We start from the raw sequence: 23,212 nt of genomic DNA on the forward strand, positions 1-23,212 counted from the left end.
GATTAATTTAAGACACAATGGGGTTTACATTAATACCGCCATCTATATTGTATTCTCCACCAGTAATGAATGAAGCATCGTCTGAAGCTAAGAAGGTAACGAGTTTCGCAATATCTTCTGGTTGCCCAAAGCGTTTTAATGGAATTCTATTTTGCATAGCCTCTGAAAATTCATTTAATTGTACTTCTGGCATACCTGTTTTACCAAAAATAGGGGTGTATGTTGGGCCTGGGTTTACTGAATTCACCCGTATTTTTCTTGGTGCAAGTTCAGTGGCTGCTGTTCTTGTATATGAATTTAACGCTGCTTTAGAGGCAGCATAAATAGCCGTATTTGGCATACCTGTATAAGCATTTATAGACGAAAGGTTAATAATAGAACCGCCATCATTAATAATAGGTAAAAACTTTTCAGTGGTGAATACTGCGCCTTTAAAGTTAATGCCCATCTGCATGTCAAACATCTCTTCTGTATTTTGACCAACAGCTGCGAGGCTAAAAACACCAGCATTAACAAACAATACGTCTATATTGCCAAACTCATTTTTTACTTGCTCAACAAGTGCATCAATAGCCGATAAATCCGTAACATCAGCAACTATGCCGATAACACCTAATTCATTAGCAGCAGTAGCCACCCTATCAACTGATCTACCCGTAATGATCACACTGGCGCCAGCCTCTTTAAAATATTTTGCCGTTGCATAACCAATACCACTATTACCACCCGTTACTACTGCTACTTTCCCTGTTAAATCATTCATTTGTATATTTCCTTTAAGATTAATAATATCGACACGAATCAGTACCGATCAGTCCAGAATTGACAATCTAAACCGAACGGTTCATAATTACAAGGGTAAATTTTATTAAATGAGAAAATTATTATGAAAGCAGGCCGTCATCGCAGCTTTGATAAAGACATTACACTGGAAAAAGCTATGCGGGTATTTTGGCAAAATGGCTATCCGGGCACATCGCTAACGGACCTAACGAATGCAATGGGGATTAATAAGTCTAGCCTTTATGCTGCCTTTGGTAATAAAGAAGAATTATTTAATCAATCGATTGAATTTTATTTAAATAAACATGGAGTAGTACATTCAGCTGAGCTTTTTAAAACAGAATTAAGTCTAAAGGACCGAGTTCGAAACTTCTTACTCTCGATAACTAAGATGTTAACAAACCCAGATTTACCTAAAGGCTGCTTCATTTGTCAATCTACTGCAGAAATAGCGAGTTATTGCTTACCGGAGAAGTCGGCAACCAATATCAATAGCATAAATAAACAAACGATATTGACGTTAACGGATTTTTTTGAAAAAGAGCAAAAATCAGGTAATTTTGTTGAGGGGTATTCGCCAAATACAATAGCGAATTACCTGTTAACACTACAATTCGGCTTAGCTATTGCTGCGAGAAATGGCAGTAATATGGAAGAACTTAAAGAGGTGGTAAACTTCTCTATCGGTCAGTTTAATTAATCATAATAAAACATGCCCATGTACTTGGCTCAGGACGATTTTACAGGCGCATGAACTATTGCCAATTTTAACAACCGGTTAGGGATCTATTTTTCGATAAATAGACGGTTGAACCTATAACAAAACTCATCTAGGTATTCTTGTAGGTATTTTCCCGATACCCCATGAAATGTACCCACCAAAATATTTTTAAATTACCGATGGCTATATGAACCCATGGCAACCATTCATCAACCAAACAAAGATAACAGAAAGATAACAGACACCCACTCAAAATAATCAATAAAGAATATCGCAAAAAACCAGTGTTATTAATTAACATTGAACAAAATCATACTTTGATTGTAGTCACGAATATTTGAGTGGGTGTCGGCTATATTTGTGCTTTGAGTATCAACAAAAACCAGCGTCGATAGTTATTAACAGTTTACTGCTAATCAGGTAATATTCAACAAATTCACCTCTAAAGAAAGTGACACCTAAAGTATGAATATAGTTTGTGCCAACTGTTTTACTACCAATCGCATTCCCGATGATAAAGACCATAACAAGGGTAAATGTGGTAAATGCCAACAAGGGCTTTATTCATCGACACCTATTGAACTAACCAACAACACTTTTTATCCCTTTATTGAGCGTAACGATTTACCGGTAGTTGTTGATTTTTGGGCAAGCTGGTGTGGCCCATGCCAAAACATGGCACCAGTATTTAGCAAGGTGTCACAAGACTCCCCGACATTACTTTTTGCCAAAGTAAACACTGAGCAAATACAGCAGATAGCGGCTAAGGCTAATATTCGCAGCTTACCTACTTTAGTCTTTTTTCATAAGGGCAAAGAAATCGATCGTATTTCCGGAGGCCTTAATGAAATGCAAATGAAGCAGTGGCTAGGGCAAAGTTTGCAAAAAATGGCTTACTAGCTTTGGCGCACCCGCATAAATAACCGATAAAAAAAGCCGCAAGTGCGGCTTATATATATTCATTTTTTAAGATAAAAACACCTTAATAAAATTACTGTACGGGTATTAAATCTATGAAGATTGTTATTTTTTTATTTTAGCTATAGTAGCGGTTACCCGCTCTTTATTCATCACTACACCCGCCTGTAATGTTTGCCACTGAGCTTTAACATCAGCTAGGTTTACCGCATTACCTACCTGGATAACGCCAACCATACCAAGGGCGAAATGCGGTAGACATTTATAGAGAAAAACGCCCTCTTGCTCGAATTCGACTACTGCAGCCTTACCCATAGGCGTATTAAACGTAATACCACCTTTGGGGCTGACCAAAGATTGCGCATTATGGGAGGCATCAGACGGAATAAAACGCACGGTATCACCGGGTGAAATTTTCAAAAAATCAGGCTCCATGATCATAGTTTGGCCACTGGCATTGGCGGTTAATAACTTAACTTGGTGCTCTTTTGCCACAAGTAAAGTCGGTAGTAATAATACCAAGGTAATAATTAGTCGTTTCATCTTTTACTTCTGTAGGTTATTTATAAAAAATAGATGTTAACAATTCTTATTTAGATTTTCAATGGCAATGTAGTTGCAACACAGTCAGATATATTTCTATCGCTAGAAATTAAAGCAAAATGCCTTGAGAACTGTAGAGCTTGAGCTTTATTCCCGTCGCGGTGGCGACAACACCCAAAGGGACACTGCCTCCGGCGTCCCCTTGGAACCCCACGGAGTCCCTACTCAGCAACATATTCAATAACAAACTAGCGCAAACCACGATTCCTGCCGATTTATCATCCCTGAACAACGGCAGCTCTAGACCTCGTGTCTCGAGTCGAGGCTTGCCATTACTAGTATGTCATTTCATTGCTGAGATGGGATTGGAGTGTTTGGCACGGATAGCTCACATAACAACTGTCATCTTCGTGGTGGTTTAATCGTGGATTCAGACCTTAGTGAACTGGATTCCAGATCAGAGACTTCGGGAATGACGACTAAAAGTAAATAAGAAGTACAAACCTAATCCCCTAGCCTATCAACACGCACTAAGTCTGCTTTAATCAAGTGCCGAAATGAAAGGAAATATTCACGTATTACCATCAGGGATGATGGCAAAAGTAATGCGGCACATGGATGTGCCATCATTACTGTTACGTCGAATATATTGCCTTGAATGGAGGATTACACTTGATTAGCAGCGCCGGGGGATTCCAAAGGGGGCTGGGCGTCTAGCCCCCTTTGGGTGTAGTCGCCACCGCGACAATAAGCTTAAATATTCTTATATTTTTATTCTCGAAATTTCTGATAAGAATTTATTTGATTTCATTTTAAACTCTTCTGTTAATTCGAGTAAATTTATAATGCTCTCGCTTTGAGACTTATTAGGTTCCGATAGATGTTTAGCATATTCTCGATAAATTTTTTGTGCATCTAATTTTAACTATTTAAGTGGCTCACTCAGATCAAAAAAATAATTATTAACATATAAATCAAGTTCAACCGTTCTTTTTTCAACATCATATTTGTCATGCAGATCTTTAAGCTTTTGAATATTATCAGCAGGCACATTTGATGTGATATTAAAAGTGAACTGTGTCGACAATGAAAAATGATAATTTACATAATCTTTTACTGAGTGAAACAAAAGATCCCTTTTCTCTTTTAATAACACCTCGTTTGCGAGTCTTCTTTCATGCTGAAATAATGCTTCCTGCTTTTTAAACTCGCTATCAATCTCTGTTATATGTTTCTTTGAATCGTGCTCAAATTGCTTATTTTGTCTTTTACTTTGCCAATAATTATTTATCCAAGATACGACTATAGTTGTTGCGATTGCACCACCTATCATTAAAGTTACATGCGGAGGTAATTGGTAACTGCCATCATGGATACTTGGCTTTGTTTGTTGATCTAATGTAGAAGTTACAGCCTTAGTGTCTGCTTGTACTGTATTATCATTTTTAACAGTAGTGTTTCCTTCTTTTTGAAAATCACCTTTTACGCCTGAATTCTTTTCATCCATTACTACCTCTTTCATAATTAGAATCCGATTAAAATTAGACAAAGGGCTATTCTTAAAACAAAAAACCCGCACTCTCTTTTAGAAAATGCGGGTTTTTATTAAGAATTACAAGCTGTAAGCGTTAGCTTACCATCCTGTTTTCTCTTTAAGTGCTTTACCAATATCAGCTAAAGAACGAACAGTTTTAACACCCGCCGCTTCTAATGCTTTGAATTTCTCTTCAGCAGTACCTTTACCGCCGGCGATAATTGCGCCAGCATGACCCATGCGCTTACCTTCTGGTGCAGTAACACCAGCAATGTAAGCAACAACAGGCTTAGTCACGTGTGCTTTAATGTACTCAGCTGCTTCTTCTTCAGCGGTACCACCGATTTCACCAATCATTACGATTGCTTCAGTCTGTGGATCGTTTTGGAACATTTCCAAAATATCGATGAAGTTAGAACCTGGGATTGGATCACCACCGATGCCAACACATGTAGATTGGCCGAAACCAAAATCAGTTGTTTGCTTCACTGCTTCATAAGTAAGAGTACCTGAACGCGATACGATTCCTACTTTACCAGGCAAGTGGATATGACCAGGCATGATACCAATCTTAGTTTCGCCAGGAGTGATAACACCCGGACAGTTAGGACCGATCATACGCACGCCAGTTTGCTCAAGCTTAACTTTAACGTCAACCATGTCTAAAGTTGGGATACCTTCAGTGATGGTGATTATTAGCTCGATGCCAGCATCGATAGCTTCTAAGATAGCATCTTTACAAAATGGTGCTGGTACGTAGATAACTGTTGCCGTTGCGCCAGTAGCTGATACAGCTTCACGAACGGTGTTAAATACAGGTAGACCAAGGTGCGTTTGACCACCCTTGCCTGGGCTTACGCCGCCAACCATTTGTGTACCGTAATCAATCGCTTGCTCTGAGTGGAATGTACCTTGTCCACCGGTGAAACCTTGACAGATTACTTTAGTATCTTTGTTAATTAAGATAGACATTATGCATTGCCCTCCGCAGCTTTAACAACTTGAATAGCAGCATCTGTTAATGATGTTGCTGCAATAATGTCTAGACCAGATTTTTTCAATACTTCACGACCTAGTTCAGCATTAGTACCTTCAAGACGTACAATTACAGGCACTTTAACGCCTACTTCTTTAACCGCGCCGATGATACCTTCAGCAATCATGTCACAACGAACGATGCCGCCGAAAATGTTTACTAGTACCGCTTTCACGTTCTCGTCAGACAAGATAATCTTGAAAGCTTCAGTAACACGTTCTTTGTTTGCGCCGCCGCCAACATCTAGGAAGTTAGCTGGTCGGCCACCGTGTAGGTTAACGATATCCATAGTACCCATTGCTAGGCCCGCACCGTTCACCATACAACCAACAGTACCGTCAAGAGCTACGTAGTTTAGCTCCCACTGTGCTGCATGAGCTTCGCGCTCGTCTTCTTGTGATGGATCGTGCATTTCACGGATTTTTGGCTGACGGTATAACGCGTTGCCATCGATAGTGATTTTGCCGTCTAGACAGTGAAGGTTACCTTCGTCTGTAATAACAAGCGGGTTGATTTCTAGTAAGGCGAAATCAAAATCGGTAAACATTTTTGCTAGACCTAAGAAAATCTTAACAAATTGCTTCATTTGTGTTGGGTTTAGACCCAATTTGAAACCAAGTTCACGACCCTGGAAAGCTTGTGCGCCTACTAGTGGATCGATAGTTACTTTGTGGATCAATTCTGGTGTATTTTCCGCAACAGTTTCAATATCTACGCCGCCTTCAGTTGACGCCATGAATACCACTTTACGGGTACCACGATCGACAACAGCGCCAAGATATAGCTCTCTAGCGATATCGGTGCAGCTTTCAACTAAAATCTTAGTTACTGGCTGACCCTTAGCATCTGTTTGGTAAGTGACAAGGTTTTTACCTAACCACTTTTGTGCAAACGATTTGATTTCTTCTTTAGTTTTAACTAGCTTAACACCGCCAGCTTTACCACGGCCGCCTGCGTGTACTTGGGTTTTAACAACCCACATATCGCCGCCAATTTTATCAGCAGCTTCGGCAGCTTCTTGAGGGGTATCGCAAGCGAAACCCTCAGAAACTGGTAAACCATATTCAGCGAATAATTGTTTCGCTTGATACTCATGCAAATTCATGGTGTTTTATCCATTTATCTGTAAATGAAAGCTACCGTTTTATTCTTTTAATAAAAATGTAACGGTAGCCAATGAAAAGTCGGCAAATTATAGTACAAAGGCTCTAATAACGGTAGTCAAAAGAGCTAAATGTAGGTGAGAATTTATTCCCGCTTAGCGCGAACAAGTTCCCGCCTACAATCTATCTGAAACTATATATCTGAAAACTATATATCTAAAAGAAGACGTGTAGGATCTTCTAACAAGTCTTTAATGGTTACTAAGAAACCAACAGACTCTTTGCCGTCAACTAAACGATGGTCATAAGACAAGGCTAAATACATCATAGGTAAAATTTCAACTTTACCATCAACCGCCATAGGTCGGTCTTGTATCTTATGCATACCTAAAATTGCCGCTTGCGGTAGGTTTAAGATAGGCGTTGAAAGCAATGAACCAAAAACACCACCGTTAGTGATAGTGAAGGTACCACCCGTCATTTCAGCAAGTGAAAGTTTACCATCACGACCTTTAAGTGCTAAGGCACGAATACCATTTTCAATACCCGCCATGCTTAATTGATCGGTATCACGAAGTACTGGTGTAACTAAACCACGCGGCGTAGAAACAGCAATAGAGATATCGAAGAAGTTATGATAAACAATATCATCGCCATCAATCGAAGCATTAATTGCTGGGTAACGCTTTAAAGCTTCGGTGACCGCTTTCACGTAAAAAGACATGAAACCTAGGCGCGTATCATGGGTTTTCTCGAACAAGTCTTTATATTTTTTGCGAAGATCCATAATTGGCTTCATGTTAACTTCATTAAAGGTAGTTAACATGGCCGTTTCATTTTTCGCTGCCAATAAACGTGTGGCAATAGTTTTACGTAAACGTGTCATAGGGACACGTTTTTGCGTACGTTCACCTAACTCTTCAACAGCTGGAGTTGCTGCCGCTGCTTTTGCTGCCGGAGCTGCTGGTTTTCCTTTTGGAGCGTTGGCTGCCGCTTCTACGTCTTCTTTAGAAATACGTCCACCTTTGCCAGTACCAACAACATTTGCTGCGGTTAAACCTTTTTCTGTCATTAAACGACGAACAGATGGGCTAGCAAGTTCATCGCTGCTTACTGCTTCTTCAGACGTTGCTGTAGCCGTAGTATTCGCGGTAGCACCGGCATTTAGCTCACCAATTTTTTGCGCGCCTAAAACGGTATCGCCTTCAACATGAAGTATTTTACCAATGACGCCATTCTCTTGAGCAACAACTTCTAAGACCACTTTGTCGGTTTCAATATCAACTAAATTTTGATCAACTGATACCGTATCGCCTGTAGCAACATGCCATGCGGCTACAGTAGCATCAGCTACTGATTCAGGTAATACCGGTACCACGATATCAATAACGTTAACAGCACTTGTTACTGCCGCGGCTACCGGCGCCGCTGTAGGTGCAGCAACAGCAACTGAGCCTTCAGAGTAGGTACCAATTACTTGGTCGCCTAATACAGTAGCGCCATCGCCTTGACTAATATCAGTCATCACACCATCACAAGTCGCTGGTACTTCTAATACCACTTTATCGGTTTCAATATCGACAAGTACTTGGTCACGAGTAAATTTTTCACCAACTTGTACATGCCAAGTTGCTACTGTTGCATCTGCAACTGATTCTGGTAATACCGGAACTTTGATTTCGGTTGTCATTTTTATAATTCCTTACAAACTTGTAGCACTTTCTTCTCATGACCTTAATAGAAAGTATGATGAGAAGAAGTGCACTCAATAGTTAATCTAACGTTAACGCTTGAGTGACAAGCGCTTGTTGTTCTTTCACATGAACTGACATATAACCCACAGCAGGAGCTGCAGAGGCTTTACGGCCAGCATAAGTCAAATACGTACCTTCAGGGATTGCCGCTCTAAAATGATGCTGAGAACAATACCAAGCACCTTGATTTTGCGGCTCTTCCTGACACCAAACAAATTGCTTCACATGTTGATACTGTTTAATAGCATCTTGAAACTCTTTCTCTGGGAAAGGGTATAACTGCTCAATACGAATAATGGCCACGTTATTAAGTTCATTTTTACGACGTTGCTCAACTAATTCGTAGTAAACTTTACCACTACAAAATACTACCCGCTCAACCGCGCTATGATCTAAGTCATCCGTTTCGCCAATGACATTATGAAAGATACCAGTGGCCATTTCTTCTAATGAAGAAACCGCTAACGGGTGACGTAATAATGATTTAGGTGACATAACAATTAATGGCCGACGCATTGGTCGAATTACTTGACGACGTAACATGTTGAATACTTGCGCTGGTGTTGATGGTACACACACTTGCATATTATGATCGGCACAAAGTTGCAAAAAGCGCTCTAACCGAGCAGATGAATGCTCTGGCCCTTGCCCTTCATAACCATGTGGCAATAACATAGTTAGGCCACATAAACGACCCCATTTTTGCTCGCCTGAGCTAATGAACTGATCAAATACTACTTGAGCACAGTTAGCAAAATCACCAAATTGTGCTTCCCACAGAGTTAAACCTGCAGGCTCAGCTGTGGTATAACCGTATTCAAATGCCACAACAGACACTTCAGATAATACTGAATCATGAACATCAAAAGGACCTTGTCCTTCACGTATATTTTTTAAAGGGGTATAAGTACTACCATCATCTTGGTTATGTAAAACCGCATGACGATGGAAGAAGGTGCCACGAGCTGAATCTTGCCCGGTCAGACGAACACGTTTGCCTATGTCAACAATAGTCGCATAAGCTAAGTTTTCCGCCATGCCCCAATCCAAGAGTTTTTCACCTTTGGCCATTCTCATGCGATCATCATAGATCTTCTTAACACGAGAATGTACAGGATGATTTTCTGGAATAGTAGCGATTTTAGTCGCTAACTCTTTAAGTTTATCAAACGAAATTTCTTTGTCGTAATCATCATCCCAGTCATGACCAAGATAAGGGGTCCAGTCAACTGAATGCTCAGTCATTGGACGCCATTGCTCAACAGTACACTGACCTTCATCAAGCAACTTACGGTAATAAGCGGTTAACTCGTCGGTTGTTGCTTTAGTTAAACTACCTTCAGCGACTAATTTATCTGCGTATAATTGACGTGGTGTTGGATGTGTTTTAACAATTTTGTACATTAACGGCTGCGTAGCACTTGGCTCATCAGCTTCATTATGGCCATGGCGACGGTAACAAACTAAGTCGATAACCACATCACGTTTAAATTCGTTACGGTAATCAATAGCGATTTGCGTGACTAAAATCACCGCTTCAGGATCATCACCATTAACATGAAAGATTGGCGCCTGCACCATTTTAGCAATTTCAGTACAATATTCACCTGAGCGCATATCTTCTGGAATAGAGGTAGTAAAACCAACTTGATTATTAACCACTATGCGTACTGTACCACCTACTTTAAACGCACGGGCTTGTGACATGTTAAAGGTTTCTTGTACTACACCTTGACCAGCAATTGCTGAATCACCATGAATGGTAATAGGTAATACTAAATCACCTTGGTCACCTTCAGCACCACCGCGTCTATCTTGTCTCGCTCTTACCGAGCCAATAACAACAGGGTTAACGATTTCAAGATGCGAAGGGTTAAACGCCAGCGCTAAATGAACATTCCCGCCAGGAGTAACAAAATCTGAAGAGTATCCTTGATGGTATTTCACATCACCCGAACTTAAAATTTCATCATGTTTACCGGCAAATTCATCAAATAATTTTGATGGGTTTTTACCCATAACATTAACCAGCACATTTAAACGACCACGGTGAGCCATGCCCATAACCACTTCTTTAATGCCAGCAGCACCGGCACGAGTGATTAATTCTTTGAGCATAGGAACTAAAGCATCACCACCTTCTAATGAAAAGCGTTTTGCACCCGGGAATTTCGCGCCTAGATATTTTTCTAGACCATCCGCAGCAATTAAGCCTTTAAAAATCTCGGTCTTTTCTTCAACGCTAAGATTAGCTTTTGACTGAACTGACTCAAGACGTTGTTGTATCCAACGTTTCTCATCAGTTGAGGTCATGTGCATATATTCAGCGCCAATGGAACCACAATAGGTAGCTTTTAAGGTTTTATATAATTCACCTAACTTCATGGTCTCTTTGCCAACAGCAAATGAGCCTAAGTTAAATTCTTTATCAAAGTCATTTTCTGATAAGTCATGATGTGACAATTGTAAATCACGCACTTTATCACGCTGCCATAAACCCAAGGGGTCTAGATTAGCATTTTGATGACCACGAAACCTAAAAGCATTTATAAGTTGTAAGACTTTAACCTGTTTAGCATCACCGCCCGAAACAACAACTTGTTTTTGGGTTTGTTTTGCTAACGTTTTAAATTCATCACGGATGACACTGTGGCGGTATTCCACCTCACTGCCTTCGACTTTAGGGAGTTGACCGAAGATTTCTTGCCATTCTGTAGTTACAGAGGCGGAGTTATCTAAGTATGATTCGTACAATTCTTCGATATAAACGATGTTACCACCGTTAAAATGGGAAGACTCGAGCCAAGCCTTCATTACACCTTCTGGCATTGCCTTGTTCCTTTGCTGGGGGTAAAGCAATTAAAATTTATAACCATTGTAAGTATATATACCCAAACGATTACGCTAATAAACATTTTAAATTTAACAGAGTATTACATTAAAAAGCTAAACGGGAAGTTTAACTAAAAAGTATAATACCCTGTTTATTCTTGCATATAAATCAATAACGTAAACTTAGACCAAAGCAGTACCTATGGTAACGTTAGCTAAGCTTACTTTTAACCTTAAACCGCGCGGTTTAATAACATTGATTTAATATGGCCGATGGCTTTGGTTGGGTTTAATCCTTTTGGACAAACATCAACACAGTTCATGATGCCATGACAACGAAATACGCTGTAAGCATCTTGTAAATCATCTAAACGCTCTTCTGTGGCGGTATCACGACTATCAATTAAGAAGCGATAAGCATGCAACAAACCAGCTGGTCCGATAAATTTATCAGGATTCCACCAAAATGAAGGACAAGAAGTAGAACAACAAGCACATAAAATACACTCATAAAGGCCGTCTAACTTTTCACGTTCTTCAATTGATTGTATGTTTTCACGAGCCGCGGGTTGTGCATCGTTGATCAAGTATGGCTTAATTTTTTCATATTGTTGATAAAATTGGGTCATATCAATAATCAAGTCTCGCACTACCGGTAAACCAGGTAATGGGCGTAAGACAATCGTTTTCGCTTTCAACTGGGATAATGGTGTGATACAAGCCAAACCATTTTTACCATTCATGTTTAAACCGTCAGAGCCACATACACCCTCACGACATGAACGACGGAATGATAACGTAGCGTCTTCTTCTTTCAAAAGAATAAGCGCATCAAGAACCATCATATCAGAGCCTTCTGGCACGTCTAATTGATAGTCTTTCATGTAAGGTTTAGCGTCTACATCAGGATTGTAGCGGTAGATCGAAAAATTTTGTTTCATCGTATATTTCCTACAATTAAGTCCTTAGTAAACACGTGCTTTCGGTGGGAAAGCTTCGCGGTGAATTGGTTTCATATTCACTGGACGTTTAGACATTGCTTCCGTCTCAGGTGTGTAGATTGAGTGGCATAACCAGTTGACATCATCACGTTCGGTAAAATCTTGACGGGCATGAGCACCACGAGATTCCGTGCGGAAGTTTGCTGCCTTGGCACTACAGTAAGCCGTTTCCATCAAGTTATCTAATTCTAAACATTCAATACGCTGTGTATTGAATTCAGAAGACTTGTCATCTAAACGGGCAACTTTAAGACGTTCACGAATTTCAGTTAATTCTTTCATGCCTTTAGCCATGGCTTCGCCTTCGCGGAAAACCCCAAAGTTCATTTGCATACACTGTTGTAAGTCTTTACGAATTTGTACTGGGTCCTCACCTTTAGTCGATGATTCCCAGCGATTAGTACGGGCAAGAGAGACTTCTAAGTCTGATTCAGACGCATCAACACCCGATTGAGTTTCGTTTAAGTAGGTGCCTAAGAAGTTACCTGTGGCGCGGCCAAACACCACTAAATCAAGTAGTGAATTACCACCAAGGCGGTTAGCACCATGCACAGATACACACGCAATTTCACCTACGGCGAATAAACCTTCAACGATAGTTGCTTTACCTTCTGGACTGATATTAAGGGCTTGACCATTAACATTTGTCGGTACTCCACCCATTTGATAATGACAGGTAGGAATAACTGGAATAGGCTCTACTGCAGGATCAACATGGGCAAAAGTCTTAGATAACTCACAAACACCGGGCAGACGTTTTTCTAAGGTTTCACGACCTAAATGATCCAATTTAAGTTTTATATGTGGTCCGTATTGAGGATGGTCATAACCACGACCTTCACGAATCTCTGTCATCATTGAACGAGCAACAACATCACGGCCGGCTAAATCTTTAGCATTTGGCGCGTAACGCTCCATGAAGCGTTCACCATTTTTATTCAGCAGATAACCACCTTCACCACGACAACCTTCAGTCACAAGAACACCTGCACCAGCAATGCCGGTTGGGTGGAACTGCCACATTTCCATGTCTTGCATTTGAATGCCGGCACGAAGTGACATACCAACACCATCACCGGTATTGATATGAGCATTAGTAGTTGAGGCAAAGATACGACCTGCGCCACCGGTAGCTAATACCGTTGCACGGGCTTTAAAGTAAACGATTTCACCGGTTTCGATACAAATAGCAGTGGTACCAACAACGGCACCGTCACTATTTTTAACTAAATCTAAGGCATACCACTCTGAAAAAACGTTGGTTTTGTTTTTAACGTTTTGCTGGTACAAACAATGTAATAAAGCATGACCAGTACGGTCAGCGGCAGCGGCAGTACGTGCGGCTTGTTCACCACCAAAATTTCTCGACTGACCACCAAAAGGACGTTGGTAAATTTTACCGTCTTCGGTACGAGAAAAAGGTAAACCCATTTTCTCTAATTCAATCACGGCTTCAGGACCTACTTTACACATATATTCGATAGCGTCTTGGTCACCGATATAATCAGAGCCTTTCACCGTATCATACATATGCTCTTCCCAATGATCTTCATGGGCATTGCCTAACGCTACGGTGATACCACCTTGCGCAGATACAGTATGAGAACGAGTTGGAAAAACTTTAGAAATCAAGGCACATGATTTGCCTGATTCGGTAATTGCTAATGCAGCACGCATACCTGCGCCGCCTGCGCCTATAACAATTGCGTCAAATTCACGAATTGGAACGTTCACTTATACACCCCACACGGTTAAGAAGCCAAACACTAGGTAGGCTAATAAGATAACTGAAAATACAAATTGCAAAGCACCGCGTAAAAACGCAGGTTTTACGTAATCAGACAGTACTTGCCAGACGCCAATTTTTGCGTGAGTAAGCAAAGCCAACAATGCTAACACTGTTGCTACTTTAACGCTGGTACAGGCAAAAAAACCTTGCCATTGCTCAAAGGTAACGGTCGGCGTTACCACAAAAAAACCAGCAAGAAGTAAGGTGTAAAGAGCAAGAATGATGGCACTCGCTCTTAATAGAATAAAATCATGTACGCCATTTCGGCCTACTGATGCGACGACATTTACCATAACCAGACTCCTATTACCACTGATACGACTAACCAAATAACCATGACTATTTTGGCACTGGTATTACCTGAAGCTAATTCTTCAAAATGACCCATATCCATACACAAGTGACGAATACCTGCTAATAAATGATAAGTCAATGCTGAAAGACAGCCAAAAATAATGAAGCTAAAGAACAAGCCATCAAGATAACCTTGAATTTGACTAAATCCTTGTGCAGAGGAAAGAGAGATGGAAAGGGTCCACAATAAAATGCCAATAGCAAATACCATAATTACACCAGAAACACGATGTAAAAGGGAGGCATATGCTGCCGGATGCATTTTAATAGTGGCTAGATCTTTAAGACCTAGGTTTACAGGACGTTGTTTTTTCACGATTGTTGCCTAAAGAGCTCGAAAGCCTTCAACTTTTATTATTGTTACTCATGAACTACCTTTACCTACTGACTTAAAGTTTAAACTTTAAGTCAGTATAAAAAAGTAATTCCCGAAAGTGAACGGTAACTTTTACATGCTCTTATTTGTAAGTGTACCTATTCGCACACAAGTCTAACCAACTTCATAACACGATTCTAGTTAGATTTTGTATTATGATTCAAAAATTATAGCGTAGTTGAATCTATAAACAGTAAGTAATAAGCTACAGGACGAAGTGATTATATAATCGATAACATTGAATTACAATTTTAGCGAACGCCAAGATCGAAGCAAATTAACGAAGGCTGCTTTTTTAAGCAATATATTGAGCTGTGTTGAACTTTAGTATAATTACTCTTACATTTTAAATTCATTTCAGGGTAGAATGTCGGCAGTTTGATAAACCCAAGAAAAGTAACAAAAACTGACTATTTATTCACTAAGCTTAGTATGGGAATTGAGCAATTTAGTAGAATGTTGGTAAATGTAAATAAATTATAATTGATAGGGGAAAAATATTATGGCTGAATCAAAAGCCTCTCTGAGTATTGATGGCATAGAAATTGGGCAGTTTCCAATTTTAAAAGGTACTGCAGGTACTGACGTAATTGATATTAGAACTTTAGGAAGCTATGGCTATTTTACCTATGACCCCGGCTTTTTAGCTACGGCATCTTGTGAATCATCTATTACTTTCATTGATGGCGATAAAGGCATATTGCAACATCGTGGTTACGCTATAGATGACTTAGCAAAAAAAGCTGATTACTTAGAAGTTTGTTATATCTTATTAAATGGTGATGCTCCGACGCAATCTGAATATGATGAATTTAAAGCCATCATCACTAACCATACAATGGTGCATGAGAAGTTAGCCCACTTCTTCCAAGGATTTTTACCTGACGCACATCCTATGGCTATGGTTTGTGGTGTTGTTGGCGCTATGTCCTCTTTCTATCACAGTGACTTAGATATCACTGACCCGGCACAGCGTAAACGTAGTGCTCATCGATTAATTGCTAAAATGCCAACTATTTCGGCTATGGCTTATAAATACAGTGTTGGTCAACCTTTTGTTTACCCCCGTAATGACCTAAGTTACGCAGAAAACTTCCTGCACATGATGTTCTCAGTACCCGCAGAAGAATATAAAGTAAATCCTATCATAGCGAGTGCGATGGATAGAATCTTTACCTTACATGCTGACCATGAACAAAATGCTTCTACCTCTACGGTACGTTTAGCAGGCTCATCTGGCGCTAACCCTTATGCTTGTATTGCCGCAGGTGTTGCCTCTTTGTGGGGACCTGCACATGGTGGTGCTAATGAAGCCTGTTTAACTATGCTTGAAGAGATAGGCAGTTTAGACAGAGTTGATGAATTTGTTGCTAAAGCTAAAGATAAAAGTGACCCATTCCGTTTAATGGGCTTTGGTCACCGTGTCTATAAAAACTTCGACCCACGTGCAACGGTAATGCGCGAAACATGTCACAAAGTATTAAAAGAGTTAGGTATCAACGACCCATTGCTTGATGTTGCTATGGCATTAGAGAAAGTGGCTCTTGAAGACCCATACTTTATTGAAAAGAAACTTTACCCTAATGTAGACTTCTATTCAGGCATCATCCTTAAAGCTATTGGTATCCCAACAAGCATGTTCACCGTAATTTTTGCTATGTCGAGAACCGTTGGTTGGATTTCTCATTGGGATGAAATGTTATCTCAACCGGGTCAAAAAATTGGTCGTCCTCGCCAAAAATATACCGGTAAAATTGACCGTGAATTTGTGCCATTAAATAAAAGATAATGACATAGTTAAAAATATTAACTTGAAAAGGCAGCTTTAGCTGCCTTTTTTATGTTTATTTACCGATAAAAACCCATCAATATTTTTGATAATCGTTATTCAGCTAAAAAATATACTTACCTTTTTTAAAAGCCGATAAACACTATAAAAACAGATTCAGTTGTTTTTTTTAGTGCTATTTTGATTTAATTCAAAGCAAGTAGTCGCTATAATAGCGATATTTAGCATTTCCTTTCACATAAAAACTCAATAAATTGATTATGTCTGATTATTCTTTAAGATTTGGTGGTATTAGCCGTTTATATGGCGAACATGGTGCAAGCATCATAAAACAAGCTCACTTTTGTGTTATTGGTATAGGTGGTGTTGGCTCTTGGGTAGCAGAAGCTCTCGCCCGTAATGGTATAGGCCAAATTACCTTGATCGACTTAGATGATATTTGTACCACGAATATTAACCGACAAATCCACGCATTAACGGATACTGTTGGCCAAAGTAAAGTTGAGGTTATGAGTGAGCGGATTAAACAAATCAATCCTGACTGTAAGGTGCTAGTCATTGAAGACTTTGTTACTACTGAAAATTTAATGAGCTTACTCAATCAATCATATGACTATGTTATTGATGCTATCGACTCTGTCGATATTAAAACCCGCATAATTGCTTATTGTAAGCGTAATAAATTACCTATAATTACTATTGGTGGTGCCGGTGGTCAAGTTGACCCCAGTCAAATAGCTATCACTGACTTAAGTAAAACCTATCAAGATCCCCTGCTTGCTAAAGTAAAAAATCAATTACGCCGTGAATTTAATTTTCCACGTGCGGATATTGCCAAAGCGAGCAAGAGAAAGTTTTCAATAGATGCGGTATTTTCTACCGAGCAACTACGCTACCCTGCTGATAATAAAGCTGGAGAAGTTTGTTTAGCGAAACCCGATGCAAGTAATGGTGAACAGGGTAGTATGCGATTAGATTGTCGCACGGGTTTTGGTGCGACCACACATGTGACGGCAACGTTTGCATTTTTTGCCGTTGGTAAAGCAATTGATAAACTGTTAAAAAAGAAGCTGAAGTAATCAATAAACCAGCTCAACGCTACAAAATAACTTTGCTCTAGCCGTTATTTTACTCAGCCCGCGCTCAATTCACTGGCAATAGCAGAATATTGCCACGAATTATACCCTTCAATTAACAAAACTATCAAACTGGTGCGATAAAGTCATTTAAATACTCTATTTAAAAGAGGCTAGCTAGCACTTAAATAGAGTTTAAATGTAGTAAAATAGAATAATTATTCACTAGTATTGCTTATACTGTGGTTAATACAAGCGAGTAGTTATTGCGCCAATAATTTTATTTTATCAACAATAGCTAATAAACCATTACCACGAGATGGGCTTAAGTGCTGCATTAAACCCATTGTTTCGAAGTATTTATTAATATTTACCTTATGTATTTGTTGTGCTGTTTTATGATTAAGGGCGCTAAGCACAATCACTAATAAACCACGGATAATTTTGGCATCACTGTCGGCTTTAAACGAATAGTAGCCTTGGCTATCTTGTTCAACTTTCAGCCAAGCCAGACTTTCGCAGCCAGAAATGAGGGTTTCATCGTCACGCAGTGATTTTTCCATTCGAGGTAATTTTTTACCCAGCAGCATAATTTCTCTATGTCGGCTATCCCAACCTTTCGTTTTAGCAAAGAGGGTAAGAATATCAACCATTTCATCGCTCGATATACTTTTGACACTGCCAGTTTCATCGTGTTGTTCTTGTTCGAGACAAGCATTAAGTAAAAATTTATTTAAGCACTCAATCAGGTAATCAATTTCCACCTTGGTATTATAAGCAGCTAGAGAAACCCTTAAGCAACCATCGATGTTTAAATGCGCCATTAAAGGCATAGCACAATGATGACCCGAGCGAATAGCGATACCATAAGTATCCAGCGAGGTAGCAACATCGTGATTATGATGTCCTATTAAGGTAAAAGCGATAACACCAATATCAGGTTTGCCTTCGACTATAAATTTAACTTGCGCTATTTTAGCTAAGGCGTGATAACAATAATCAAGCAGTTGTTGTTCATATTCCTGGTAACTTTTACTAATATCGGCTAACAAAGGTGCTAAGAAGTTGATACTTTCACCAAAAGCAATCACCCCGGCAATATTGGGTGTACCCGCTTCAAACTTAAAAGGTAAGGAGTTAAAGCGAGTACCTTGAGTAAAACTGACTGTTTTAATCATTTCCCCTCCCCCCTGATATGGCGGCATAGTCTCAAGCAGGTCTTTTTTACCATAAAGGACACCAATGCCTGTTGGGCCATACATTTTATGAGCCGAAAAAACATAAAAATCACAGTCAAGCGCTTGTACATCAATCGGTAAATGTGCCACTGCTTGAGCGCCATCTATCAAGGTTATTGCACCAACAGATTTTGCCTTAGTTATAACTCTCTCAACGGGATTTATCCGCCCTAGCACATTAGAAATATGGGCAAATGCGACAAATTTTGTTTTATCCGTAATGACATTATCTAGCTTAGTACTATCAATATAACCTTGCTTAGTTAAAGGTAAAATCTTGATCACCGCGCCAGTTTGCTCGGCAACTATTTGCCAGGGCACAATATTTGCGTGGTGCTCACTAGTACAAAGAACTATTTCATCCCCTGGCATTAAGGTATTTCGAGCCAAGCTTTGCACCACAATATTGATACTTTCCGTGGCACCCTTAGTCCAAATTATTTCTTTAATACTACGCGCACCAATAAAACCTTGGACTAGGGTACGGGCATTTTCAAAAGCTAAGGTAGCTTTGCTACTTAGTTGATGTGAAGCTCTATGGACATTGGCATTATATTGGCAATAAAAATCTTGCTGGCTGTCAATAACATTTCGAGGTTTTTGTGTGGTCGCTGCATTATCAAAATACACTATAGCGTGATGTATATCGTCTTTATCATGCCTAGGTGAGCAGATATTTTGTAATAATGGAAATTTCTTTCTAAAAAGGTCAGGCTCAAATGTTTTCATAAATACTCTGATAAATAAAATTGTGCTCTATACCCAAGCCACCTCAAAAGGCGAGTTTCAGGATGCAAGAGCGAATCATGATAAAGGCGTATCTTTTTATTAAGGGAAGTTTTAAAGGCTTATAAGCGGCGTTATTGATTTAGACAAGGGAATAACCATTCTCTTCAACCAATGCCTTGCCTCTAAGACTTTAAATTCTCGATAAGGGACACTTTCTTATACGGATTGATATAAACATTATAACTTATTTTTCCACTACAATTTAAGTGCTTAGTAAAGCTCACCCATTTTGGGGACTTATGAAGATAGAAAAATAAGCGTATACCTAGGTAAAAATGAGGGATTTAGACTATAACTAATAAAGTGTTCTCTCAAAAGGTATCAGAATGAGATTTTTTGCTTGCCTATATCAGTTTAAAACAAATCTATATCGTTTTTTTCAATTGAAAAAATCAATTGTCGCTAAACGACAAAACACTAAATATGCTCAGGAAGTAAGGGGCATTGAAAAAAAAGACCTTAGGCTTAGGTGTAAAAAAGCCGCACAAGAGATCCAATATTTAGGTCGTTTTAGTCATTGGCCCATTGCAAAAGTAAAAATAAAGATAGAAAAAAACTCGTTGCTTTATTTAGATATTAGCCGCAGCAAGCAGAAAATTTTTGCCGATAAAATTCAAGGTCAGGATAAAATAATGAGGGTTATTGATAAGACGTTATTGTCTGATAAAAGAGTAAAAAGACTTCCTTAATTCTAATATAATCTGAACTCTGGATAAGGAGTGCTTGATGGGTAAGTAAAAACAACAATTTACGATTATTAAGAATAAAATTTACAAAATCAGTCGCGATATATGTTATCAATGTTTCAATTTATTCGATTATCAAGGTAAAACGTTTATGAATAACGGGTTATTTATCGACGTTTTAACGCTGATAATCAGATAAAGGGGAATATTGAGCAAGTGCTGCTTATCCAGACTTCAGGTTAATATAGGCTAGCACTAGCAAACCATGGGTTAAAAACTCCCTGATAATATCCGAGTTTTCCTTAACGCTTCACTTTCCCATGCTGCCGCTTGCGCTAACCAGTACCTCGCACCTACAATATCACCTTGCTGGTATAAAGCTAAGGCAATATTGTAATGAAAACTCGGCATCAAATAGGCTGACGGTTTTGTATTTAATATACTCAGGTATTCTGAAGGAAATTCATTAGCGAAATACCTTAGTTGAGTACGCCGATTGAGCGGTTTAAAAGCTGAATAACTTGGCGCAATAGGTCTTGCTGATAAGTCTTTACCGGTACTAAGCTGTTGACAACTTTCGGCTAAATGGAGGCCAACTTGCTCTTTAAAAGCTATCGGCGTACCTAAACGCCATTTTTTTTGCTCGCTCAAGTTGTTATTAACGGCTTGCAAAATTGGTGTACTGGCTTTTATGTTACTGGCCCATGCTACCTCTGCTAATACCCTGGCTCTCACCTGTTTCCGTACACCTTGATAGTAATTGGCCAAAACCGCAATATTATGAGCAAAAGGTTTATGCTGCACCCCTTGGCATTTATCATGGTTTTTACTTAAGGGGTATTCATCAACAAAACCGAGTAAATGACTTATTTCATGACTAAAAACATCGGTATTATCCTCGACATCAAAATAGAGAATACCTAAGTGTACATTGGCACCGCCTTCGTTGAGCATTAAACCTATATACCGGCTACTCACGTCCTTGGCCACACTTTGCCAATGTGCTTCATCACAAATAATAGTACGTTGTGCTTGCGCCAGACAATCAAGACGTTTGCTGCTAATGTAGCGTGGCATCGGCAAACAGACATACTGTGCTAACACTTGCTGCTCATTAAAGCTACTGATCAGCTGCTCAAGGTGCTTTAAGTGGGCCAGATTAGTCGCAAACAGTTGTAAACTGATAAGGCAACTTGATAACGTTTCAAATGGCACTTGCTCTTGAACATTAACGGTGCTTATTAGTAATGGACTATTTTTGATGACCGCATATTTATCTAGATCTGAGAATAGACGGTTAATTTGGCTATTAGCACCTTGCTTCAACGCAGCAGAATTTATTAGCTGCTTTACCCGAGCTACATTCCCTAAAGAAACAGCTATGTTAATGGCTAACACTAACCTAGTTTCAGCTAAGTTATTATTGTTAATCATTGCTGGTAATTGCCCTAATGTCGCTTGTGCTAGGGAAAACTGACCTTGTTGAAAATATAACTGTGTCAGCGCGACCATGGCTTGCTGGGATTTTAAGCGAATTGCCTGTTCAAACCACATAATAGCCGTGGTGATTAAAGCGATATTTTTTTCTTGCTGAGCTTTTTTTTGATACCAATAAGCAAGTTTTAATGCCGCGTTTTGTTGGCTTTTCGCTAGGGTTTGGTTTAGCGTTAACCAATGAATACTAGTAACAGTCGCATTTTTTTCGGCAATGGTTAGCGCGGCAATGTAGTCATGCTTTAATGCGTAGGAAAATTGCCCCGCATGGTAATTTTTTGTCTGCAATTGCTTAGTTAAATAATCGGCTAAAAAAAATGAACTTGATGACAAAGATATCATCAAGCTCAGTAGTAATATATAACGGTATATTTTATCGAAACGCATTGAGTCGCTAAAAATTTATGGCTGAGTATTAGTGGTTTTTTTAGTGCGCATTAAATCTAATTCAAGCTTAGCGTATCTATGCTCAACAAATTCATAAACATTAGTGCTTAATGCCAATTTAAAGAAATTTGCCGCACTGCCACGAAAGCCTAGGGCTTGGTTATACTTACCTAAATAAAAATAAGCTTCACATAGTCGCTCAGTTAACTCTTTATTGGAGCGAATATTTTTTGTTAAATCGTGAACAAACTCTCCTTGAGAAATTTCGCCAAGATAAAGGTATATTATCTGTTTCGCCCAGGTACTATCCGCAACTAATTTTGCTCGTTGTTTTAATAACTGCTTTGCTGCGATAGGGTCCATCTCATATTCAGTTAAATACAACCACAATAGACGATACGGATCATCCTGCTGTTTTTGATGAAAAGCTTTAAAATCAAGACTAGCTAATTCAGGTCGAGCACCATAATAAAGGGCTATGCCCCGATTTAAATAGGCATATTCATGTCCAGGTGCTAGCTCTAAGGCAGAGTCGAATTTTTCATAAGCTTGGGAAAACTCTTGTAACTGGGTGTAATGAATGCCCAAAAAATTATAAGCATCAATTAAATTAGGCTTTAATTGTAGGGCATGGGAGAAGTCAAATCTTGCCAGCGAACGTAAGCCAACACTGTCATACAAGACACCTCGATCATAAAAAAGTTGTGCTCTTTGTTCATCCGGTATCTTTGCCCTATTTATCACTTCAGATAAACGTGCGATGGCTATTTCACTTTTAAAGTTAATCGCCAACGGCTCAGCAATGACTAGATTATTCATTATCGCAAAAGGTCTATTATTATCAGCTCCTTGATTAGAGGCACAGCCTTGCGTCAGCAGCGTACTACTTAACAGTAATATTAGAAGAGTAGTTTTAAGAAGTGAATGCACAGAAATGCCTTATAAATAAATAACTAACAATAGAAATTAACTCATTATAAACAAAAAAGGAGCCAATTGGCTCCTTTTT

General features: G+C 39.3%; 19 protein-coding genes and 1 pseudogene. 5 read left to right on the forward strand and 15 right to left on the reverse strand.

What is annotated here, in order from left to right:
* Positions 1-7 precede the first annotated feature (7 nt).
* Positions 8-763: an SDR family NAD(P)-dependent oxidoreductase gene (locus ASU03_RS10160; RefSeq protein WP_057831728.1), complete on the reverse strand. Its 756-nt coding sequence runs from the start codon at positions 761-763 to the stop codon at positions 8-10.
* A gap of 123 nt (positions 764-886) precedes the next feature.
* Here ASU03_RS10160 and ASU03_RS10165 point away from each other — a divergent pair, with 123 nt between their 5' ends.
* Complete coding sequence (locus ASU03_RS10165; RefSeq protein WP_057831729.1) at positions 887-1,483, forward strand: TetR/AcrR family transcriptional regulator; 597 nt, start codon at positions 887-889, stop codon at positions 1,481-1,483.
* Positions 1,484-1,569: 86 nt separating this feature from the next.
* Here ASU03_RS10165 and ASU03_RS19920 read toward each other — a convergent pair.
* Positions 1,570-1,721 (reverse strand): annotated as a pseudogene (locus ASU03_RS19920) (transposase); the annotation flags it as partial.
* Positions 1,722-1,969: 248 nt separating this feature from the next.
* Between ASU03_RS19920 and trxC the strand changes: the two are divergent.
* Positions 1,970-2,404 (forward strand): thioredoxin TrxC, encoded by a 435-nt coding sequence (trxC, locus tag ASU03_RS10170; protein ID WP_057831730.1) that lies wholly within the window; start codon positions 1,970-1,972, stop codon positions 2,402-2,404.
* 123 nt (positions 2,405-2,527) lie between these two features.
* On the opposite strand, the gene ASU03_RS10175 is transcribed toward trxC, so the two are convergent.
* The 10 genes from ASU03_RS10175 to sdhC form a co-directional block, all read right to left on the reverse strand.
* Positions 2,528-2,965: a plastocyanin/azurin family copper-binding protein gene (locus tag ASU03_RS10175; RefSeq protein ID WP_057831731.1), complete on the reverse strand. Its 438-nt coding sequence runs from the start codon at positions 2,963-2,965 to the stop codon at positions 2,528-2,530.
* A gap of 925 nt (positions 2,966-3,890) precedes the next feature.
* On the reverse strand, positions 3,891-4,487 hold the full coding sequence (locus tag ASU03_RS10180; protein ID WP_157465882.1) for a hypothetical protein: 597 nt from the start codon (positions 4,485-4,487) through the stop codon (positions 3,891-3,893).
* Between the two features lie 111 nt (positions 4,488-4,598).
* Positions 4,599-5,471, reverse strand: coding sequence for a succinate--CoA ligase subunit alpha (sucD, locus tag ASU03_RS10185; RefSeq protein ID WP_057181171.1), 873 nt, complete (start codon positions 5,469-5,471; stop codon positions 4,599-4,601).
* A complete protein-coding gene (sucC, locus tag ASU03_RS10190; RefSeq protein ID WP_057181172.1) occupies positions 5,471-6,640 on the reverse strand; it encodes an ADP-forming succinate--CoA ligase subunit beta in 1,170 nt (389 codons plus the stop codon). The genes sucD and sucC overlap by 1 nt, the downstream gene beginning before the upstream one ends.
* 206 nt (positions 6,641-6,846) lie before the next feature.
* Positions 6,847-8,328 (reverse strand): 2-oxoglutarate dehydrogenase complex dihydrolipoyllysine-residue succinyltransferase, encoded by a 1,482-nt coding sequence (gene odhB, locus ASU03_RS10195; protein WP_057831733.1) that lies wholly within the window; start codon positions 8,326-8,328, stop codon positions 6,847-6,849.
* A gap of 82 nt (positions 8,329-8,410) precedes the next feature.
* Positions 8,411-11,221, reverse strand: coding sequence for a 2-oxoglutarate dehydrogenase E1 component (locus tag ASU03_RS10200; protein ID WP_057831734.1), 2,811 nt, complete (start codon positions 11,219-11,221; stop codon positions 8,411-8,413).
* Positions 11,222-11,457: 236 nt separating this feature from the next.
* Positions 11,458-12,165, reverse strand: coding sequence for a succinate dehydrogenase iron-sulfur subunit (locus tag ASU03_RS10205; RefSeq protein ID WP_057181175.1), 708 nt, complete (start codon positions 12,163-12,165; stop codon positions 11,458-11,460).
* 24 nt (positions 12,166-12,189) lie between these two features.
* Positions 12,190-13,959 carry a succinate dehydrogenase flavoprotein subunit gene (gene sdhA / locus ASU03_RS10210; protein ID WP_057831735.1) on the reverse strand — a complete coding sequence of 590 codons (1,770 nt, stop codon included), beginning with the start codon at positions 13,957-13,959 and terminating at the stop codon, positions 12,190-12,192.
* Positions 13,960-14,307, reverse strand: a complete 348-nt coding sequence (sdhD, locus tag ASU03_RS10215) for a succinate dehydrogenase, hydrophobic membrane anchor protein (protein WP_057831736.1) — start codon at positions 14,305-14,307, stop codon at positions 13,960-13,962. It lies immediately after the preceding gene.
* Positions 14,301-14,684 carry a succinate dehydrogenase, cytochrome b556 subunit gene (gene sdhC / locus ASU03_RS10220; protein WP_057831737.1) on the reverse strand — a complete coding sequence of 128 codons (384 nt, stop codon included), beginning with the start codon at positions 14,682-14,684 and terminating at the stop codon, positions 14,301-14,303. The genes sdhD and sdhC overlap by 7 nt, the downstream gene beginning before the upstream one ends.
* Before the next feature lie 562 nt (positions 14,685-15,246).
* Between sdhC and ASU03_RS10225 the strand changes: the two genes are divergently transcribed.
* Both ASU03_RS10225 and tcdA read left to right on the forward strand, forming a co-directional pair.
* The gene (locus tag ASU03_RS10225; RefSeq protein WP_057831738.1) at positions 15,247-16,533 is read left to right on the forward strand and encodes a citrate synthase; all 1,287 of its coding nucleotides are present in this window, start codon (positions 15,247-15,249) and stop codon (positions 16,531-16,533) included.
* Positions 16,534-16,793: 260 nt separating this feature from the next.
* A complete protein-coding gene (gene tcdA / locus ASU03_RS10230; RefSeq protein ID WP_057831739.1) occupies positions 16,794-17,612 on the forward strand; it encodes a tRNA cyclic N6-threonylcarbamoyladenosine(37) synthase TcdA in 819 nt (272 codons plus the stop codon).
* A 260-nt stretch (positions 17,613-17,872) separates the two neighbouring features.
* Here the strand turns inward: tcdA and ASU03_RS10235 are convergent, their stop codons facing one another.
* Entirely contained in the window at positions 17,873-19,576 is a 1,704-nt protein-coding gene (locus ASU03_RS10235) for a SufS family cysteine desulfurase (protein ID WP_057831740.1), read from the reverse strand.
* Positions 19,577-19,962: 386 nt separating this feature from the next.
* Here ASU03_RS10235 and ASU03_RS10240 point away from each other — a divergent pair, with 386 nt between their 5' ends.
* Positions 19,963-20,325 carry a hypothetical protein gene (locus tag ASU03_RS10240; protein ID WP_057831741.1) on the forward strand — a complete coding sequence of 121 codons (363 nt, stop codon included), beginning with the start codon at positions 19,963-19,965 and terminating at the stop codon, positions 20,323-20,325.
* A gap of 267 nt (positions 20,326-20,592) precedes the next feature.
* Here the strand turns inward: ASU03_RS10240 and ASU03_RS10245 are convergent, their stop codons facing one another.
* A complete protein-coding gene (locus ASU03_RS10245) occupies positions 20,593-22,203 on the reverse strand; it encodes a hypothetical protein (protein ID WP_057831742.1) in 1,611 nt (536 codons plus the stop codon).
* Between the two features lie 15 nt (positions 22,204-22,218).
* Positions 22,219-23,133 carry a lipoprotein NlpI gene (gene nlpI / locus ASU03_RS10250; RefSeq protein WP_082627243.1) on the reverse strand — a complete coding sequence of 305 codons (915 nt, stop codon included), beginning with the start codon at positions 23,131-23,133 and terminating at the stop codon, positions 22,219-22,221.
* Between the last annotated feature and the right edge of the window lie 79 nt (positions 23,134-23,212).

Origin of the sequence: Colwellia sp. TT2012 (genome assembly GCF_001440345.1) — a bacterium.
In the GTDB taxonomy this organism is placed as follows: Bacteria; Pseudomonadota; Gammaproteobacteria; order Enterobacterales; family Alteromonadaceae; genus Colwellia.